15 protein-coding genes and 1 tRNA gene are annotated in these 15,366 nt (G+C 61.3%); 6 read left to right on the forward strand and 10 right to left on the reverse strand.

All coding sequences use genetic code 11. The annotated features are described in order from the left end of the window. The 7 genes from CAF90_RS04650 to CAF90_RS04680 all read right to left on the reverse strand — a co-directional run bounded on the left by CAF90_RS04650 (position 1) and on the right by CAF90_RS04680 (position 7,845). Positions 1 to 426: a biopolymer transporter ExbD gene (locus tag CAF90_RS04650; RefSeq protein WP_007955109.1), complete on the reverse strand. Its 426-nt coding sequence runs from the start codon at positions 424 to 426 to the stop codon at positions 1 to 3. A gap of 11 nt (positions 427 to 437) precedes the next feature. Beyond that, a complete protein-coding gene (locus CAF90_RS04655) occupies positions 438 to 2,237 on the reverse strand; it encodes a DUF2341 domain-containing protein (RefSeq protein WP_085604183.1) in 1,800 nt (599 codons plus the stop codon). A 14-nt stretch (positions 2,238 to 2,251) separates the two neighbouring features. Continuing rightward, positions 2,252 to 3,847: a ShlB/FhaC/HecB family hemolysin secretion/activation protein gene (locus CAF90_RS04660; RefSeq protein ID WP_085604186.1), complete on the reverse strand. Its 1,596-nt coding sequence runs from the start codon at positions 3,845 to 3,847 to the stop codon at positions 2,252 to 2,254. Positions 3,848 to 3,902: 55 nt separating this feature from the next. After that, positions 3,903 to 4,529: a transposase gene (locus CAF90_RS04665; protein ID WP_074690888.1), complete on the reverse strand. Its 627-nt coding sequence runs from the start codon at positions 4,527 to 4,529 to the stop codon at positions 3,903 to 3,905. A 274-nt stretch (positions 4,530 to 4,803) separates the two neighbouring features. After that, positions 4,804 to 6,012, reverse strand: a complete 1,209-nt coding sequence (locus tag CAF90_RS04670) for a DSD1 family PLP-dependent enzyme (RefSeq protein WP_170929358.1) — start codon at positions 6,010 to 6,012, stop codon at positions 4,804 to 4,806. A gap of 74 nt (positions 6,013 to 6,086) precedes the next feature. Beyond that, complete coding sequence (locus tag CAF90_RS04675) at positions 6,087 to 7,415, reverse strand: D-arabinono-1,4-lactone oxidase (RefSeq protein ID WP_170929359.1); 1,329 nt, start codon at positions 7,413 to 7,415, stop codon at positions 6,087 to 6,089. A gap of 76 nt (positions 7,416 to 7,491) precedes the next feature. After that, positions 7,492 to 7,845, reverse strand: coding sequence for a cytochrome c5 family protein (locus CAF90_RS04680; protein ID WP_085604195.1), 354 nt, complete (start codon positions 7,843 to 7,845; stop codon positions 7,492 to 7,494). A 353-nt stretch (positions 7,846 to 8,198) separates the two neighbouring features. On the opposite strand from CAF90_RS04680, the gene CAF90_RS04685 reads away from it, so the two are divergent. Then, complete coding sequence (locus CAF90_RS04685) at positions 8,199 to 9,824, forward strand: NADP-dependent glyceraldehyde-3-phosphate dehydrogenase (RefSeq protein ID WP_085604198.1); 1,626 nt, start codon at positions 8,199 to 8,201, stop codon at positions 9,822 to 9,824. A 49-nt stretch (positions 9,825 to 9,873) separates the two neighbouring features. After that, positions 9,874 to 10,911, forward strand: a complete 1,038-nt coding sequence (locus CAF90_RS04690) for an FUSC family protein (RefSeq protein WP_170929351.1) — start codon at positions 9,874 to 9,876, stop codon at positions 10,909 to 10,911. 3 nt (positions 10,912 to 10,914) lie between these two features. On the opposite strand, the gene CAF90_RS04695 is transcribed toward CAF90_RS04690, so the two are convergent. Then, positions 10,915 to 11,808 (reverse strand): DMT family transporter, encoded by an 894-nt coding sequence (locus CAF90_RS04695; RefSeq protein WP_085604204.1) that lies wholly within the window; start codon positions 11,806 to 11,808, stop codon positions 10,915 to 10,917. Positions 11,809 to 11,946: 138 nt separating this feature from the next. Here CAF90_RS04695 and CAF90_RS04700 point away from each other — a divergent pair, with 138 nt between their 5' ends. After that, on the forward strand, positions 11,947 to 12,384 hold the full coding sequence (locus tag CAF90_RS04700; protein WP_007955121.1) for an Lrp/AsnC family transcriptional regulator: 438 nt from the start codon (positions 11,947 to 11,949) through the stop codon (positions 12,382 to 12,384). A 40-nt stretch (positions 12,385 to 12,424) separates the two neighbouring features. After that, positions 12,425 to 12,751 carry a YceK/YidQ family lipoprotein gene (locus CAF90_RS04705; protein ID WP_085604207.1) on the forward strand — a complete coding sequence of 109 codons (327 nt, stop codon included), beginning with the start codon at positions 12,425 to 12,427 and terminating at the stop codon, positions 12,749 to 12,751. Positions 12,752 to 12,823: 72 nt separating this feature from the next. On the opposite strand, the gene CAF90_RS04710 is transcribed toward CAF90_RS04705, so the two are convergent. After that, positions 12,824 to 13,495 carry a Bax inhibitor-1/YccA family protein gene (locus tag CAF90_RS04710; protein ID WP_007955123.1) on the reverse strand — a complete coding sequence of 224 codons (672 nt, stop codon included), beginning with the start codon at positions 13,493 to 13,495 and terminating at the stop codon, positions 12,824 to 12,826. Positions 13,496 to 13,617: 122 nt separating this feature from the next. Here CAF90_RS04710 and CAF90_RS04715 point away from each other — a divergent pair. Continuing rightward, a tRNA-Ser gene (locus CAF90_RS04715) sits at positions 13,618 to 13,705 on the forward strand. A 376-nt stretch (positions 13,706 to 14,081) separates the two neighbouring features. Next, positions 14,082 to 14,333, forward strand: coding sequence for a DUF2790 domain-containing protein (locus tag CAF90_RS04720; RefSeq protein WP_007955124.1), 252 nt, complete (start codon positions 14,082 to 14,084; stop codon positions 14,331 to 14,333). Positions 14,334 to 14,409: 76 nt separating this feature from the next. Here the strand turns inward: CAF90_RS04720 and CAF90_RS04725 are convergent, their stop codons facing one another. Further along, entirely contained in the window at positions 14,410 to 15,336 is a 927-nt protein-coding gene (locus CAF90_RS04725) for a LysR family transcriptional regulator (RefSeq protein WP_007955127.1), read from the reverse strand. Positions 15,337 to 15,366 lie beyond the last annotated feature (30 nt).

Raw genomic sequence — 15,366 nt, forward strand, 5'->3', positions numbered from 1 at the left:
TCAGCCCTGCGTCGGTTTGCCGGTAACGAGACCGACCTGGGACAGTTCGAGCCGGCGCAGCAGATCCAGCACTTCGATGACCTTCTGGTACTGCACCGTGGCGTCGCCGCGCACGATCACCGGGAAGTCCGGGTTCTGCGCCTTCTCGATGCGCAGGCGTTCTTCCAGCTCCGGCAACGTCACCGGGTAGGCGTCGAGGAACACCTGGCCGCCGTCGTTGACCGAAATCGCCTTGGTCTTTGCCTCGGACAGCGACACCGCGGCGCTGGCCTTGGGCAGGTTGATCTGGATCCCGGAGACCTGCGCGGTAGCGGTGAGGATGAACATCACCAACACCACCATCAGCACGTCCACCAGTGGCGTGATGTTGATGCTGTCCACTGCGGCATCTTCGTCATCGTCGTGGGAGGCATTTACGGACGCCATGTCTGTGCTCCTCAGGCCGGTACGGAGTGGTTGGCGTGATGACCGCGCTGATGCGCCACTTCACTGGACTGGCCTTCGCCGTGCATCTCCGCCAGACGGGTGATGAACTCGTCGACGAACACGCGCATGTCGGCGCTGACTTCCTTGTTGCGGGTGATCAGGCGGTTGTAGCCAAACAGCGCCGGGATCGCGACGAACAGGCCCATGGCCGTGGCCAGCAAGGCTGCAGCCATGCCTGGCGCAATGGCGTTGATGTTGACGTCGCCGGCCATGGCCGTGCCGAGGAACACCACCATGATCCCCAGCACAGTGCCGAGCAGGCCGATGTACGGGCCGCCGGCGATGGCGTTGGACAGGGTCGAGAGTTTCGAGCTGAGCTGCTGGTTTTCACGGGTGCGCACGCCGTCCATCGAGCAGCGGATCGCTTCGATGGTTGCAGCGGAAACCGACGAGGTATCGGCGCCCTGCTCGCGGCGGGTGCGGATCTCTTTCACCGCCACCAGGTACAGACGCCACAGCGGCGAGTGCTGCAAACGCTGGGCGAGTTGCGTGTCGTCGGCGAACATTTCCAGGCGGGTGCCGACCTTGGCGAACTGCACGCGGAAATCTTCGTTGGCGGCGGTGACACGGCTGAGGGTGCGGTTCTTGCGCAGCATGATGATCCACGACTGGAACATCATCAGCACCAGCACCGCGATGATCACCCAGGCGTCCACCGGTACGGCGTTGAGCAGGAAGCCGAGACTGCCGAAACCGAAGCCGGACTGTTCTTCATCGACGCCGTAAGCCACCAGTTTCGACTCGGCGCCTTGGGAAGTGGCGTCGGCGAGCAGCAAAGGCGCCGGACGGGCGACTTTCGACAGGCGCAGCTCATCGATGGCGCCCACGAACGGCTGGAAAGGACCTTCGTGCAGATCGGCACCGATGGCTATGACCGAATTGAACGCCGGCATCGCCTGCGCAAATGCCGCACCCTCGCGGCCGTTGATATACAGCGTCACTTTCGCGCCTTCGGCGGTCAGTGCGACGTGCTGCCATTGACCCGGATTCAGCGGTTGCGCGGCGACGGCGCGCTGGCCATCGATTTCCACAAACGGCACGCCTTGATTCACCCCGACCAGCAGGCTGTTGGCGCCTTCGCGGCGGGCCAGGACCAGTTGCTCGCCATTGGCCTGATCCAGTCGCAGCCAGGCGCTGAAGGTGAACGCGCTGCCGGCGTTGTGCTGCAACGACGGACTGGCCGGCAGCAGCAACGGCTGGCCGCTGAACTGCAAGGCCCGCCCGACTACGCCGTCGATGGCGGCGCCGGTCGCGCTCTGCGCGGTGTTGCCGTAGGCGGTGGTGTCTTTGGCCGGAGTGCCGGTGGCGCCGTCGAAGTGATAGAGCGCGGTGTAATTCGGATCGAACGTCAGTTGGCCGTTGCCGGTCGCCGGCGCCTTCTGGTTGCCGTAGTACATCCAGATGTCCTGACGCTGGCCGCCCTCGACATTCGGCACATCGACCCAGATCAGCGCCATGCCCATCAGCGCATCGAAGCTTTCGATCTGGTGGTTGAGCACGGTCTTGTCGTCGGCGGCGACGAAGCGCAGGTCCGAGCCGTCCTCTTTCACGCCGTCAAACGTGAAGTTGCCGGTGTGCAGGCGCACCAGCAGCGCGGTGCGGCCCAGGGCCTGATTGATCGCGGCGCCTTGCGGCGTGGTGTCGACGGCGATCTGTTTGCGGTAATGCCAGTCGTCCTGCCACCAGGCCTGAGCCGTGGCCGGGAGCACGAAGCCCAGGCAGATCAACAACGAAAGGAAAAGGCGCTGCATGGAAGTGCTCCTTGTTAGAAAGTGGCCTGAAGGTTGAAGTGCAGGCGCGATTCCTGTTTCGAGGTGTTCGGCCCTTCGAGTAGCGGGTAGCCCCAGTCGAGGCTGCCGGACAGCCATTTGCTCAGGCTGGCGCGGGTGCCGAGGCCGACGCTGGCCAGGGCGTAATTGGCGTCCTGGTCCGGCAACTCGTCGCGCAGGTAGAGTTGCGCGCCTTCGGCGAAGGCATAGAAGCGCCAGTCCTGCATCCAGCCGCCGACGTATTTGGCCAGCGACGGTGTGCGCAGCTCTTCGCTCAACAGGAAGCCGTCATCGGCGGTGCGTTCTGCGGCCAGATAACCGCGTACCGAGGTCGCGCCACCGGCAGAGAATTGTTCGTTGGAAACCAGTGGCCCCGACGCCAGCTGAAACGCGGCTTTGCTCGCGCTCTGCCAGTCGTTGTCGAAGGTCCAGGTGAAGTTGGTGTCGCCCTTGAGCACGGCGAAACTCGGGTTGGCGCGGTAGCGCTTGTAGTCGAAGTCTTCGTCGGAGCTGCCGTAGCCGAAGATGCTGCGAGTGGCCGCGACCAGGCTCAGGCCTAGGCCAAGCTGGCTCTTTTCGCTGTAGCGATAGCCGTTGTAGGCGAAGGTGAACGGCGCGTATTTCAGCGGCACCTTGTCGCTTTCGCCGGACAGGGTCAGGCGTTCGTCGAAGTCCTTGAAGTCGATGCCGGCCGACAGCGAGTTCGACCAGTTGCCGCTGGACGGGATCGTGTAGATCGCCGCTACGCCGTAGGAATGGCCCTTGCCGAGCACGTTGCTGCCGCCGATGGTGGCGACGTTGCTGTCGGACTGGTAACCGGAGAACTGCACGCTCCAGCGCTCGGTCAGCGGCGCGGTGTAGGAGCCGGACCAGACCTTGGCGTTGTCGGTCTCTTGCGGTGCGGTGAAGAACGTCAGGTTGACGCTGTGCCCCAACTGCCAAAGGTTGTTGTAGCCGAGGCTGGTGACGGTGCGCAGCTTTTCGGTGTCGGCGCTGTAGTCGTTGTTCAGCCCAACGCTGGCGGTCCACGGGTTCTGGTCTTCGACCTGCAAGTCCACGTCCATGGTGCCGGGGCGCTGACCTTCGCGCACCAGCGGCATCACCTGGCGGCCCGGGGTCTTGTTCAGTTGCGCCAGTTCGCCCTGGACCTTGGCGAAGTCCGGCACCTCGCCTTCCTTCAGCGCCGGGACGTTGTCGCGAATATCCAGCGGCGAATAGTGTTTGGCGCCGACCACCCGCACCCGGCCGACCTTGGTTTCGCTGACTTGCAGGTAGACGATGCCGTCGGCTACGGCTTGCTCCGGCAGTTCGACGAACACCGATTGGTAGCCGCGTTCCTGATAGGCCTTCTGCAAGGCATCCCGCGCGCCTTCGATGTCGCTCAAGGCTTTTTGCGGGCCGAGGAACGGGTACACCGCTTCTTCGATCGCCCGCGCATCGAGCACGGTGTTGCCGCGCACGAAGTATTCGTTGACGTCCACCAGACGCTGCGCCGCTGCGTTCCCGGCCTCATCGGCGAACGCCGGCTGCGCGCCGGCCGTCACCAGCAGCCAGCCCCACAGCGCCAGCCGTGACGTGAAAATCTGATCCACACTACCCCCTGAAATTCGCGATGACCTGTTGGCGCTCATGCGCCTTGCGTGTGCGTCAGTTACTGGCGTTCTTGATTGCTGAAGTGCAGGCCCCGGTGTGCTTGCCCAGCCAGGTGTGCAGCAGCGCGAAGTTCAGCGAGAACTCGGGCATTTGCAGCAGCGCGCCGCAGAACACTTCACCGATGATTTTCTGGATGAGCTGCACCGCACGCGGCTCGTTGAGCAGCGTGGCGATGTCGCGACTGAGGACGTTGAAGCTCCAGACTTTCTGGTTCAGGCCCAGGCCGACGAACCAGCGGAACAGCAAGTTGTAATTGAGCTGTTCGTAGAGCTGCTGCTCGCTGGGCACCGAATACAGCAGTTGCAGCAGCAGGATGTGCATGACCGTCTGCGGGGCGATCAGCATGCCGGGTTGGGCATTGAGGTCGTGCAGGAGGTCGCGGTGGGCGTCGAGCAGGTCGTCGATCTGCGGGCGCAGCAGCACCAGCGAATGACCCGGCGGAATATAGCTGGAGACCTCTTTCAAGGCGCCCTGCCAGTCATCCTGCGACACGATCCAGACCCACGGCGCGCCGTAGCGATACACCGAAACCGGCTTCTTGCGCGCGGCTTCGACGATCTTCGACAGGCGTTGATCGAGTTCCTGCATGCCCACTTTCGAGTAGCGTTCCATAGTCCCCATTGCCTCACTCCCGGCGTCCCGCCTCGGCTTGTGAAAAGCGCCCTGTTGGGCCCCTCAAGCGCGTTACATAGGCATGACCGGACTGGCGATGTGCTACCGAACTTTTGTCATAAAAGCTTCATTACAGAAATTGATCGGGGAATTGCAGACAGCACAAAACCCTGTGGGAGCGGGCTTGCTCGCGAAAGCGGTGTGTCAGCCGAGTAGAGGGTGGCTGGCAGGACGCCTTCGCGAGCGAGCTCGCTCCCACAGGGGGATTTATGGTGGCTTTGAGTCAGGTGTAGACCGGCCAGATGTCAACGATCTTGCCGCCACGCACCGCCAGCAAGTCGCCGAATTGCAGGAGGACAGCCTCGGTCTGGGTCGGTCGCAGGAACACCTGATCCTCCACAGTCAGCCCTACGGCATTCGAGCCATTGACCATCTCCTGATTCGAGCTACGGCCGTAAACCCCATTGCTCTGCAATCCGGGCGGTGATTCGAACTCGGCCATCCAGTTGCCGCCGTAGATGAAAAAGGTCTGCCGCTGGTTGGTGTCCCACCACGAAAACAGCTTCGACTTGTCGTCCAGCGCCGGGATGTTCACCGCCCCCGTGCTTTTCAATACCGGTGTGGCGATGTACGCGGCGGGTTCATGTTCGACCAGCGACGGCAAGTCGTAATGAGTCGGCTTGAGCATCGCCGTCCCCACCGACACTTCACTGCTCAGTTTTTCATTTTCATGCATGCGATAACTCGGGCTGCCGGCGGTGTTCAGGCACAAGCCGTCATGCCACAGCGCCGGGTATTGCTGCCGGGTGAAGTCGACGCAGCGCTGATAAATCACCATCACCTTGGCGAACAGTTCTTCGGGCGAACCGAGAATCCCCGGCACGCCCATGCCCACGAACGGGTCATAACCCATGAATCCGGCGAACTCCAGGTGCTGCGGGTTGGCGGCGATCAGCGCGAGCATCTGCCCGAGCACGTTCAGATCGCTGACGCCGCCACGGTGCAGGCCGACGTCCAGCTCGATGTTGATCCGCATCCGCGTGCCCAAGCCCTGGGCCAGGGCGAGGTATTGCTGCAAGCGTTCGGGGTTGTCGATCAGCCATTGCAGTTGCTTCGTCGGGTCGAACGGACCTTTGTGGGTTTGGTAGAACAGCTCCGCCGAGCGTACCGGCAAGGGCTTGCCGAGCAGAATGTCGGACTGCGGGTAAACCTGTGCATCGTGATTGAGAAACGGCTGATGAAACGACATCAGTCGCTGCGTCCCTGCCCTTTGGCCGATGTAGCTAAGCAGACCCGGCGACGGCAACGATTTCTCCACCAACCGCAGGTGCTTACCGGCGCGTTTCACCGAGCGCATCACCACGTCGATGTTGTGGTCGAGGCGATCCAGATCGATCAGCAACACTGGGCGCATCGGGCCTTTGGTCTTGAGCTCGTTGTTCAGCGCCCGGAAGTACTCGCTGTAAGGCCCGCCGCGATCCCCCGGCCGCAGCCATGCGCCAACACCCACCAGCAAAGCGCCAACGCCCAAAGTCCCGAGCACGAAATTACGTCGATTGACCGCCATCAGCTCACCCCCAGAATCGACGACAGATGCCCGTTGAGAAACTTGCCGCTCGGGTCCAGCGCCTGGCGTACCTGAATGAATTCCTGCCAGCGTGGATAGAGCGTTTGCAATGTGCGGGCATTCAGCGTGTGCAACTTGCCCCAGTGCGGGCGGCCGTTGTACTTCCAGAAGATCGGCTCGACGGCGGCGAAGAAGTTGTGGTGGTCCATCTGGTAATGCTGGTGGACCGAGATCGAGCAGCTGTCGCGGCCCTCGAACATGCTCAGCGGAATGTCATCGGCCTTGACGTAGCGGTACTCGATGGGAAACCAGGTGCGCAGGTCCTTGTCGCGGATCAGCTTGAGAATCTCGCGCAGGCAGGCCGGGCCGTGTTCGGCGGGCACCGAATATTCCATTTCGTTGAAGCGCACGGTGCGCACGTTGGCGTAGATGTCGAACGAGTCGCCGACCCGGTCATCGAAACTCGCCAGATGCCGCAGGCTGTTGAGCAGCGAACTGCGCAAGCCCGGAAAATCGCTGCCGTATTTGTCGATCTTCTCGATCAGGGTCACGAACTCGTTGCCGCCCTCCTCTTCAGGCGGAATCGGCGGCGTGGGCGGGTCGGTGGTTTCGTTGAGGGCGATCGACAAGGCGTAGTCGGAATGGGTGACGACGAGCATTTCCCAGTGCTGGTTTTCGCGGGTGTTCTTGTCCAGGTCTTCGAGCAGTTCTTCGGTTTTGGCGATCCACTGGGTTTCCCGCAGGCGATAGGCCGGGCGGTTTTGCAGGCGGATTTTGGTGGCCACGCCGAGTGCGCCGAGTGACACCCGGGCGGCGTTGAATACGTCGGGATGACGCTGGCTGTCGCAGTCCAGCACTCCCCCGCTGGCGGTCACCAGTTGCATCCCGCAGACGTGGGCGGAATAGGACTGAAAGGTTTTGCCGGTGCCGTGGGTCGAGGTGGAAATGGCCCCGGCGAGGGTCTGGTAGTCGATGTCGGCCATGTTCTGCAGCGCCTGGCCGATGTCTTTGAGCGGCGTGCCCATGCGCGACATCGGCGTGCCGGCGGCGAATTCGGCTTGCAGGGTTTTCGGATCGTGGTCGAGCAGACCGTTGAAGTAGCTCAGCGACAGCAACGTGCCGTCGGTGGGCACCAGCGCGCTGAAGGAATGCGCCGAGCCGACCGGGCGAATCTTGCCGGGGGCCTGCTGAATGATCGTCGTCAGTTCGTCCAGATTCTTCGGCGCTACTCGCGCCGCCGGCAGGCAACTCTGCCCGCCCGACCAGTTGCGCCAGGGAATCAGCCGCGGTGCACGCATCAACTGGCCCAGGGCCGGATTGGAAGCCAGCGCGCTGAACGCGCCGACGATGCTTGCCCGGTGCAACAACTGCCGGCGTGTCAGATCTATCGGCATGCCAGGATCCTTACTGTGGGAGCGGCTGGTCGGCCATGAAGCCGATCAACTGAAGGAATTGTTCTTCCGAGCACTCGACGCACTGGCCCATCGGCGGCATGCCGTTGTAGCCATTGATGGCGTGGTCGAGCAGCGTGTCGGCGCCCTGCTGGATGCGCGGCTCCCAGGCCTTGCGGTCACCGGTCAGCGGCGCATTCGCGGCGGGGTTGGCGTGGCAGAGCTGGCAGCTGTTGGCGTAGATCTGCGCCAGCGCCGGGTCTTTGGGAATGGAGTTGTTGGTGCTGGCCGGGGGTTTGGGGTCTTCGCCGCAGCCAGGCAGCGTCATGGCCAACGCCAGTAATAATGTGAGTCGGATTGCCCGCATAACGGCCTCGCTTATTGTTGTGGTCACACCTTAAGGCAGGCGGGTCGGCGGGTTGAGGGCATTGCGGGACATTGAGGGGGGCAAACGGGGCCAGCCCATTATCTGAAGACGATCGTTCCCACGCTCCGCGTGGGAATGCAGCCCTGGACGCTCTGCGTCCGCTTGGAACGCGGAGCGTCCCTTGAGGCATTCCCACGCAGAGCGTGGGAACGATCATGTGTGGATGCCCGCTCTGCTGTGCGGTTTCGCGTGACATTCGCGTGACATTTGCGGGTTTAAATTTCCGCGCATTCAGGCGTATAACCTGTTGAGACTTTTTGATCTGCATGCGGACATCAACACGGGGTAGCGACATGACCACAGCAAACATCCTTGGCAACCTGTTCCCTTCTGTCAGCGACATCCCGGAAAAATACCGCCTCGACGGTCAGGTCGAGCAACGCGAATACCTGGTCGATGGCGAGTTGCGCCGCTGGGACGGCCCGCTCGCCACCTTGCGCAGCCCGGTCTATCTGCACGGCGACAACGGCGACGAACAAGTGATCCTCGGCAGCACGCCGCTGCTGGACGCCGACACCGCCCTCACCGCCCTCGACGCCGCCGTGCGCGCCTACGACCGGGGCCAGGGCCTGTGGCCGACCATGCGCGTGGCCGAGCGCATCCAGCACGTCGAAGCCTTCCTCGGGCGCATGCGTCAACAGCGCGACGCCGTGGTGAAACTGCTGATGTGGGAAATCGGCAAGAACCTCAAGGACTCGGAAAAAGAGTTCGACCGCACCTGCGACTACATCGTCGACACCATCAATGCGCTGAAAGAACTCGACCGCCGCTCCAGCCGTTTCGAGCTGGAACAGGACACACTCGGCCAGATCCGCCGCGTCCCGCTCGGCGTGGCGCTGTGCATGGGGCCTTACAACTATCCGTTGAACGAGACGTTCACCACGTTGATTCCGGCGCTGATCATGGGCAACACCGTGGTATTCAAGCCGGCCAAGCTCGGCGTGCTGCTGATCCGCCCGTTGCTTGAAGCCTTCCGCGACAGTTTCCCGACCGGCGTGATCAACGTGATCTACGGCAGCGGCCGCGAGACCGTCAGTGCGCTGATGGCCAGCGGCAAGATCGACATCTTCGCCTTCATCGGCACCAACAAGGCCGCCAGCGACCTGAAGAAACTGCACCCGAAACCGCACCGTTTGCGCGCCGCGCTGGGGCTGGATGCGAAGAACCCGGGCATCGTTCTGCCGGAAGTCGACCTGGACAATGCGGTCAACGAAGCAGTTACCGGTTCGCTGTCGTTCAACGGCCAGCGCTGCACCGCGTTGAAAATCCTGTTCGTGCATGAAGATGTGGTGGACAGCTTCATCGAGAAATTCAACGCCAAGCTGGCCAGCCTCAAACCGGGCATGCCGTGGGACAGCGGGGTTTCGCTGACGCCGCTGCCGGAGTCTGGCAAGGTCGATTACCTGCACGGGCTGGTGGCTGACGCGCAGAGCAAAGGCGCCCAGGTGGTCAACCCGAATGGCGGCGAAGCGCGGGCCTCGTTCTTCTATCCGGCGGTGCTGTACCCGGTGACGCCGCAGATGCGCGTGTATCAGGAAGAGCAGTTCGGCCCGGTGGTGCCGATCGTGCCGTACCGTCATCTCGATACCGTGATCGACTACGTGCTGGAGTCGGATTTCGGCCAGCAACTGAGCATCTTCGGCACCAACCCGGTGGCGGTCGGCCGACTGGTCGACACCTTCGCCAACCAGGTCGGGCGGATCAACCTCAACGCCCAGTGCCAGCGCGGCCCGGACACTTACCCGTTCAACGGTCGCAAGAACTCCGCCGAGGGCACGCTGTCGGTACACGATGCGCTGCGGGTGTTTTCGATCCGTACGCTGGTAGCGACCAAGTTCCAGGAACCCAACAAGGATCTGATCAGCGAAATCATTCGCGGGCGCGATTCGAATTTCATCGCCACCGACTACATCTTCTGAGGAGGAATCAGCGCTGAGCACTTTCAGCCCCCACCGCTGGCCGCCGCTGTTGCGGCGGATCCTGCGGCCGTTGCTCGACCCGTATCGACGTTATCGCCATGCACGAACGATTCACGCGGTTCGGGTGGCGCTGGGGTTGCTGGCGACGATCCTGCTGACCACCGGCATCAATCTGCCCCACGGCGAATGGGCGTCGGTGACTATGCTGGTGGTGATCGGCGGCTTGCAGCATCACGGCAACATCGGCAAGAAAGCCGCCGAACGCGCTACCGGCACCTTGATCGGCGCCGGCGTCGGTTTGCTGATAGTGGCGCAACAGGCATGGCTGGGCCTGCCGTGGCTGACCTATTTTGCAATGGCGGTGGTGTGCGGATTCTTCTCGTATCACGCCATCGGCAAGGGCGGCTACACCGCCCTGCTCTCGGCCATCACCGTGTTCATCGTCGCCGGGCATGGCGACAACCCGATCACCGACGGGCTGTGGCGCGGGGTCGATATCCTGATCGGTATCGCCCTGGCCCTGGCCTTTTCCTTCGCCTTGCCGCTGTACGCGGTGTACTCGTGGCGATACAACCTGGCCGACGCGCTGCGCGATTGCGCCACGGTGTACGGGCGGATCATCGGCGGCCAGCCTGTAACCGCCGACGAACACTTGAAATTGATGAACCGGCTGAACGCGGCGATGGTGCAACTGCGTTCGCTGATGCCGTCGGTGTCCAAGGAAGTCAAAGTCTCGATGACCGAACTGGACGCCATCCAGCGCAACCTGCGCATGTGCATCAGCACCCTGGAAATTCTCGGCAATATCCGCCCGTACGCCAACGACCCCGACGCCATGGCGCACCTGCAAGCGGCGCTCAAGGCTGAGCACCGGCATATTCGCGTGCAATTGATCGGCATGGCCCGGGCGTTGAAAACCGGGGCGTCCGGTCGATTGGGGCGTCCGGTGGAATTGCCGGACGCCAGCCTCGACACGCCGGTCTACAGCACGTTGGATGGCTACCGTCTGCTGACCCGGCAACTGGCGGCCAACGTCGGCGAGATGCGCCAGCGCCTTGCGAAGACTGCGCCGCGCTGGAACATCTGAGGTTTACTGCGCGGCCAGGCGCCGCGCCTTGAAGCCCCAACCCTGTTGCATACCCGCAGCGGCCAGCAGAATCGCCGCCACGCCGATCCATTGCAGGGTTTGCAGTTGGTGGCCGAAGGCAAACCAGTCGACGAAAATCGCCGCAATCGGGTAGATGAACGAGAGAGCGCCGGTCAATGCGGTCGGCAATTTCTGGATCGCGCCGTAGAGCAGCACGTACATCAGACCGGTGTGGACGATGCCCAGCGTCACCAGACTGGCCCAGGCACTCGGTGCCTCGGGCATCGCTGAAAAATGGGCGAACGGCGCGAGCAGCAACACCCCGGTGCAGACCTGGATCAGCGCAATCAGATGCGGCGGCGTGCCGGTCAGGCGCTTGATGATCAACGCGGCGATGGCGTAAAGAAACGCCGCCCCCAGCGCCAGCGCGATCCCCGTCAGGTAATCATTGCCGCCCTCGCCCTGCCCGCCGTGGGCACTGACGATGGCCAGCATTCCCATGAAAGAAATCGCCAGCCAGAACAGCTTCTGCAGGGTGATCTTCTCGCCGAGAAACAGCGCCGCCAAACCCACCAGCATGAACGGCTGCACGTTGTACACCGCCGTGCCGATGGCAATCGAGGCCCGTGAATAGGAGGCGAACAGCAGCACCCAGTTGCCGACGATTGCCATCCCGCTGAGCACCGCCAGCAGAAACGTGGTGCGGGTCAGGATGCCCGGCCGCAGGAAACCGAACGCAGCGCAGATCAGCAGCAAGGTCCCGGCGCCGAACACGCAGCGCCAGAACACCACGTCCAGCACCGGTTGCCCGGACACCAGCACAAACCAGCCGATGGTCCCGGATATCAACATGGCGGCGGTCATTTCGAATGAGCCGCGACGGATTGTTTTGTCCATCATCAATCTCCTTAATGTGTGGCAAAAGTATGCCAAGCGCGACCGGGGCTTCTCCAGCGCAAAAAGCAGGCTAAACTCGATTTCTGCCTTTTTATCAGGGGTGGTTTGCGTCATTCGCCTAATGCGGGAGTTATTTGTATGACCGACGATATCGACCAGATCCTGATCGGGGCCTTGATGGAGGATTCGCGGCGCTCGCTCAAGGCGCTGGCGCAGATCAGCGGGTTGTCCTCGCCGAGCGTGGCCGAGCGTTTGCGCCGGCTGGAAGAACGCGGTGTGCTCAAGGGCTACACCGTGGAGATCGATCCCAAATGCTTCGGTTATCAGTTGCAGGCGATTGTCCGGGTGCGGCCATTGCCGGGGCAGTTGCAGGAAGTCGAGCGGCAGATTATGTCGATTCCGGAGTTCACCGAGTGCGACAAGGTCACCGGCGAGGACTGCTTTATCGCCCGCCTGCATGTGCGCTCGATGGAACAGCTGGATACCCTGCTTGATCGGCTGAATACGCTGGCGGAAACCAATACTGCAATCGTCAAGAAGACCCCGGTGAAACGTCGATTGCCGCCGATGGCCTGAGCGGCGTAAATTGAGTTTTTTCCGGCGAAGGATTGGCGGTATGAAAATTCAGGCAATGATGCTGACGGCGTTGATGCTGGCTGGGTGCGGGACGGTGCAGACCGTTGCGTTCAGTGACAAGCACTCCACCGACCAGTTGAAAGCGAACAAATCCTACTGCGGCGCCGTACCACGCATCTACAGCGGCGTGACGTACGACTTCTGCTTGCTGCACGCCGAAAAGCCGGATGACGTCGATGCGTTTAACTACAAGAACGCGACGCCGGGTTTGCTGGTCGATGCGGCCGTGTCGGGAGTGCTCGATACGTTGCTGTTGCCTTACACGATCTACAAGCAACAGGCCGATGGCAGCATCGTGATCAATTGATCGCCTGCTCGCTTTTTCGCAGGCAACAAAAAACCCGCTTTCGCGGGTTTTCTGTTTATTGCAGTGCAGCGATCAGTCGTCGCGGCTCATGATGCCGAAGATCTGCAACAGGCTGACGAACAGGTTGTAGATCGATACATACAGGCTGATGGTCGCCATGATGTAGTTGCGCTCGCCGCCGTGGATGATGGCGCTGGTCTGGAACAGGATGCAGACCGACGAGAACAGCACGAAACCTGCGCTGATCGCCAGTTGCAGGCCGCTGATCTGGAAGAACATGCTCGCCAGCGTCGCGCCCAGCAGGACGAAGAAACCGGCGGTGATGAAACCACCGAGGAAGCTCATGTCCTTGCGGGTGATCAGCACATAAGCCGACAGACCACCGAACACCAGTGCGGTCATCGCGAACGCGGAGCTGACCACTTCAGCGCCGCCCTGCATGCCCAGGTAACGGTTGAGGATCGGGCCGAGCAGGAAACCCATGAAACCGGTCAGGGCAAACGCCGACACCAGGCCCCAGGCGGAATCACGAAGCTTGTTGGTGAGGAAGAACAGCCCGTAGAAACCGATCAGCACCACGAAAATATTCGGGTAGCCGACCCGCATCTGCTGGGCCACGAACGCCATCACACCGCTGAATGCGAGGGTGAGCGCCAGTAGACCGTAAGTATTGCGCAGGACGCGGCTAACCTCTAGCTGCTCAGCCTGCACGCTGTTGTGAACTGCGTAATCCTGTTCGCGCATGGCGACACTCCTGTTGGTTTGAAACGTTCAGTCGCAAAGATCATAACAGACGCTCTGTAACAAGCCATGCACAGAGTTTGACAGTGTGTTTCATTCAGGTATTATGGCGCCCGCAACGCAACGGAGGTGTGGCCGAGTGGTTTAAGGCAACGGTCTTGAAAACCGTCGACTGTAACAGGTCCATGAGTTCGAATCCCATCGCCTCCGCCATCTTATGTACGACAAAGCCCTGATTATTCAGGGCTTTGTCGTTTCTGGCTTCCAGGAATTTTACTCCTCTCCCTCAGGATGGTTTGCGCATCTTTTCGGTCACTTCCGCACCCCCTGCTCTTCCGACAAGGCGGCGCCCCCCCCCAAAAAAAATTAGTTGTCTCCACCTCGCAACTGAGGGAGGCAGCTGTCTTCAACATGCAGTTTTCAGTCAAAAGCCGACAGTCCCAAAATCAAGCGTTCTGACGTCCGAAACCTGACGATTGTGTTCGGAATGTAGAAAAGTCTTTCCCTGATTCACTCCTGTTTCCACAAAACCCTCAAGCCTAAAGTTCGTCCTGCCAGCAAGATCAAACTTACTTCAGGAAATCTCATCATGAAAACTGCAATGATCATCGTCGCACTCTTGGGCTTCAGCTCTGTGGTAGCGGCACAGGACGGTACTGCCAAGAATCAACAGGTCGAGCAATATGGCTACGGCACCCACCTTGATGTCGCCAAGGTCATCTCTGAAGACCCGGTGCCGGATATTTGTGCAGTCGTACCGACACACATGACCTACCAGGATTCGCAAGGCAAACAACACGTACTGGCCTATAACGTCATGGGCCGCTGCAGCCAGGGCTAAGTAACCTGTTCGCCGATCATTGCGCCTCGGGAAGTTGCTTCATCGAGGCGCAAATACCTTTCTGCCCCGCAGTGTTTCAACCGATAAGTGCTTTGGCCGTGGCTGCCAGCTGACTGCCAACCTGATCTTTCAACGTTTCGATGAAACGCGTGATTTTTGCATCGACGAACTGTCGCGAGGTATAGACGGCATACACGTTACGCTCGTAGGTATGGTAGTCAGGCAAAACCCGCACCAGCTTGCCGGAGCGCAGGTCGTCGATGGCCGTGAACCCGGCCAGCAAGCCAATCCCGGCACCCTCTCGAATGGCAAGCGCCATCGCATCCATATCGTTGACGCTGAAACTCGGCCCTGTCGGGATAAATGTCGCGTCTCCCGCCTTGCTTTTGAGCTGCCACTCATCCCGCGCATAGTCCACCGTACCCAGCAGCAAACACTGGTGATCACGCAGATCTTCAGGCGTCTCAAGAGGCGCATGCCGGGCAAGGTAGTCTGGCGACGCCACCAGAACACAGTGGCTGACACCGATCTTTTGGCTGACGTACGCGGAATCGGGTAGCGCTCGGGCGATCAGAATCGAGACATCCAGTTGGTCTTCCAGCAGGTTTGGCATTCGTTGCGAAAGCAGTAAATCCACGGACACCTCCGGGAATTGCTGGCGGTACTCCAGCACGGCCCGCGTGACCAGATGCCGAGCCAACCCCGGAACGCAATGCACCCGCAGTGTTCCCCGAGGCTCCAGCGCCGCATTGCTGGCTTCGGCTTCGGCACTTTCCAGATCAGCCAGAATTTTCGTGCAGCGCTCATAGAACCGTCGCCCCGCATCGGTGACCGACAGGCGCCGCGTCGAGCGCTGCAACAGTCGTGCGTCGAGCACGTTTTCAAGCGCAGATACAGCACGCGATACGTTACCGACCGTGGAGTCCAGATGATTGGCCACGGCCGTGAAACTGCCCATCTCGACAACCTTTATGTACACCGACATGTTCGAAAGCTTATCCATCGCGACCTTCCTGTGGATCTGGCGCACACC

Origin of the sequence: Pseudomonas sp. B37(2017), assembly GCF_002112885.1 — a bacterium.
Lineage (GTDB): Bacteria > Pseudomonadota > Gammaproteobacteria > Pseudomonadales > Pseudomonadaceae > Aquipseudomonas > Aquipseudomonas paraglycinae.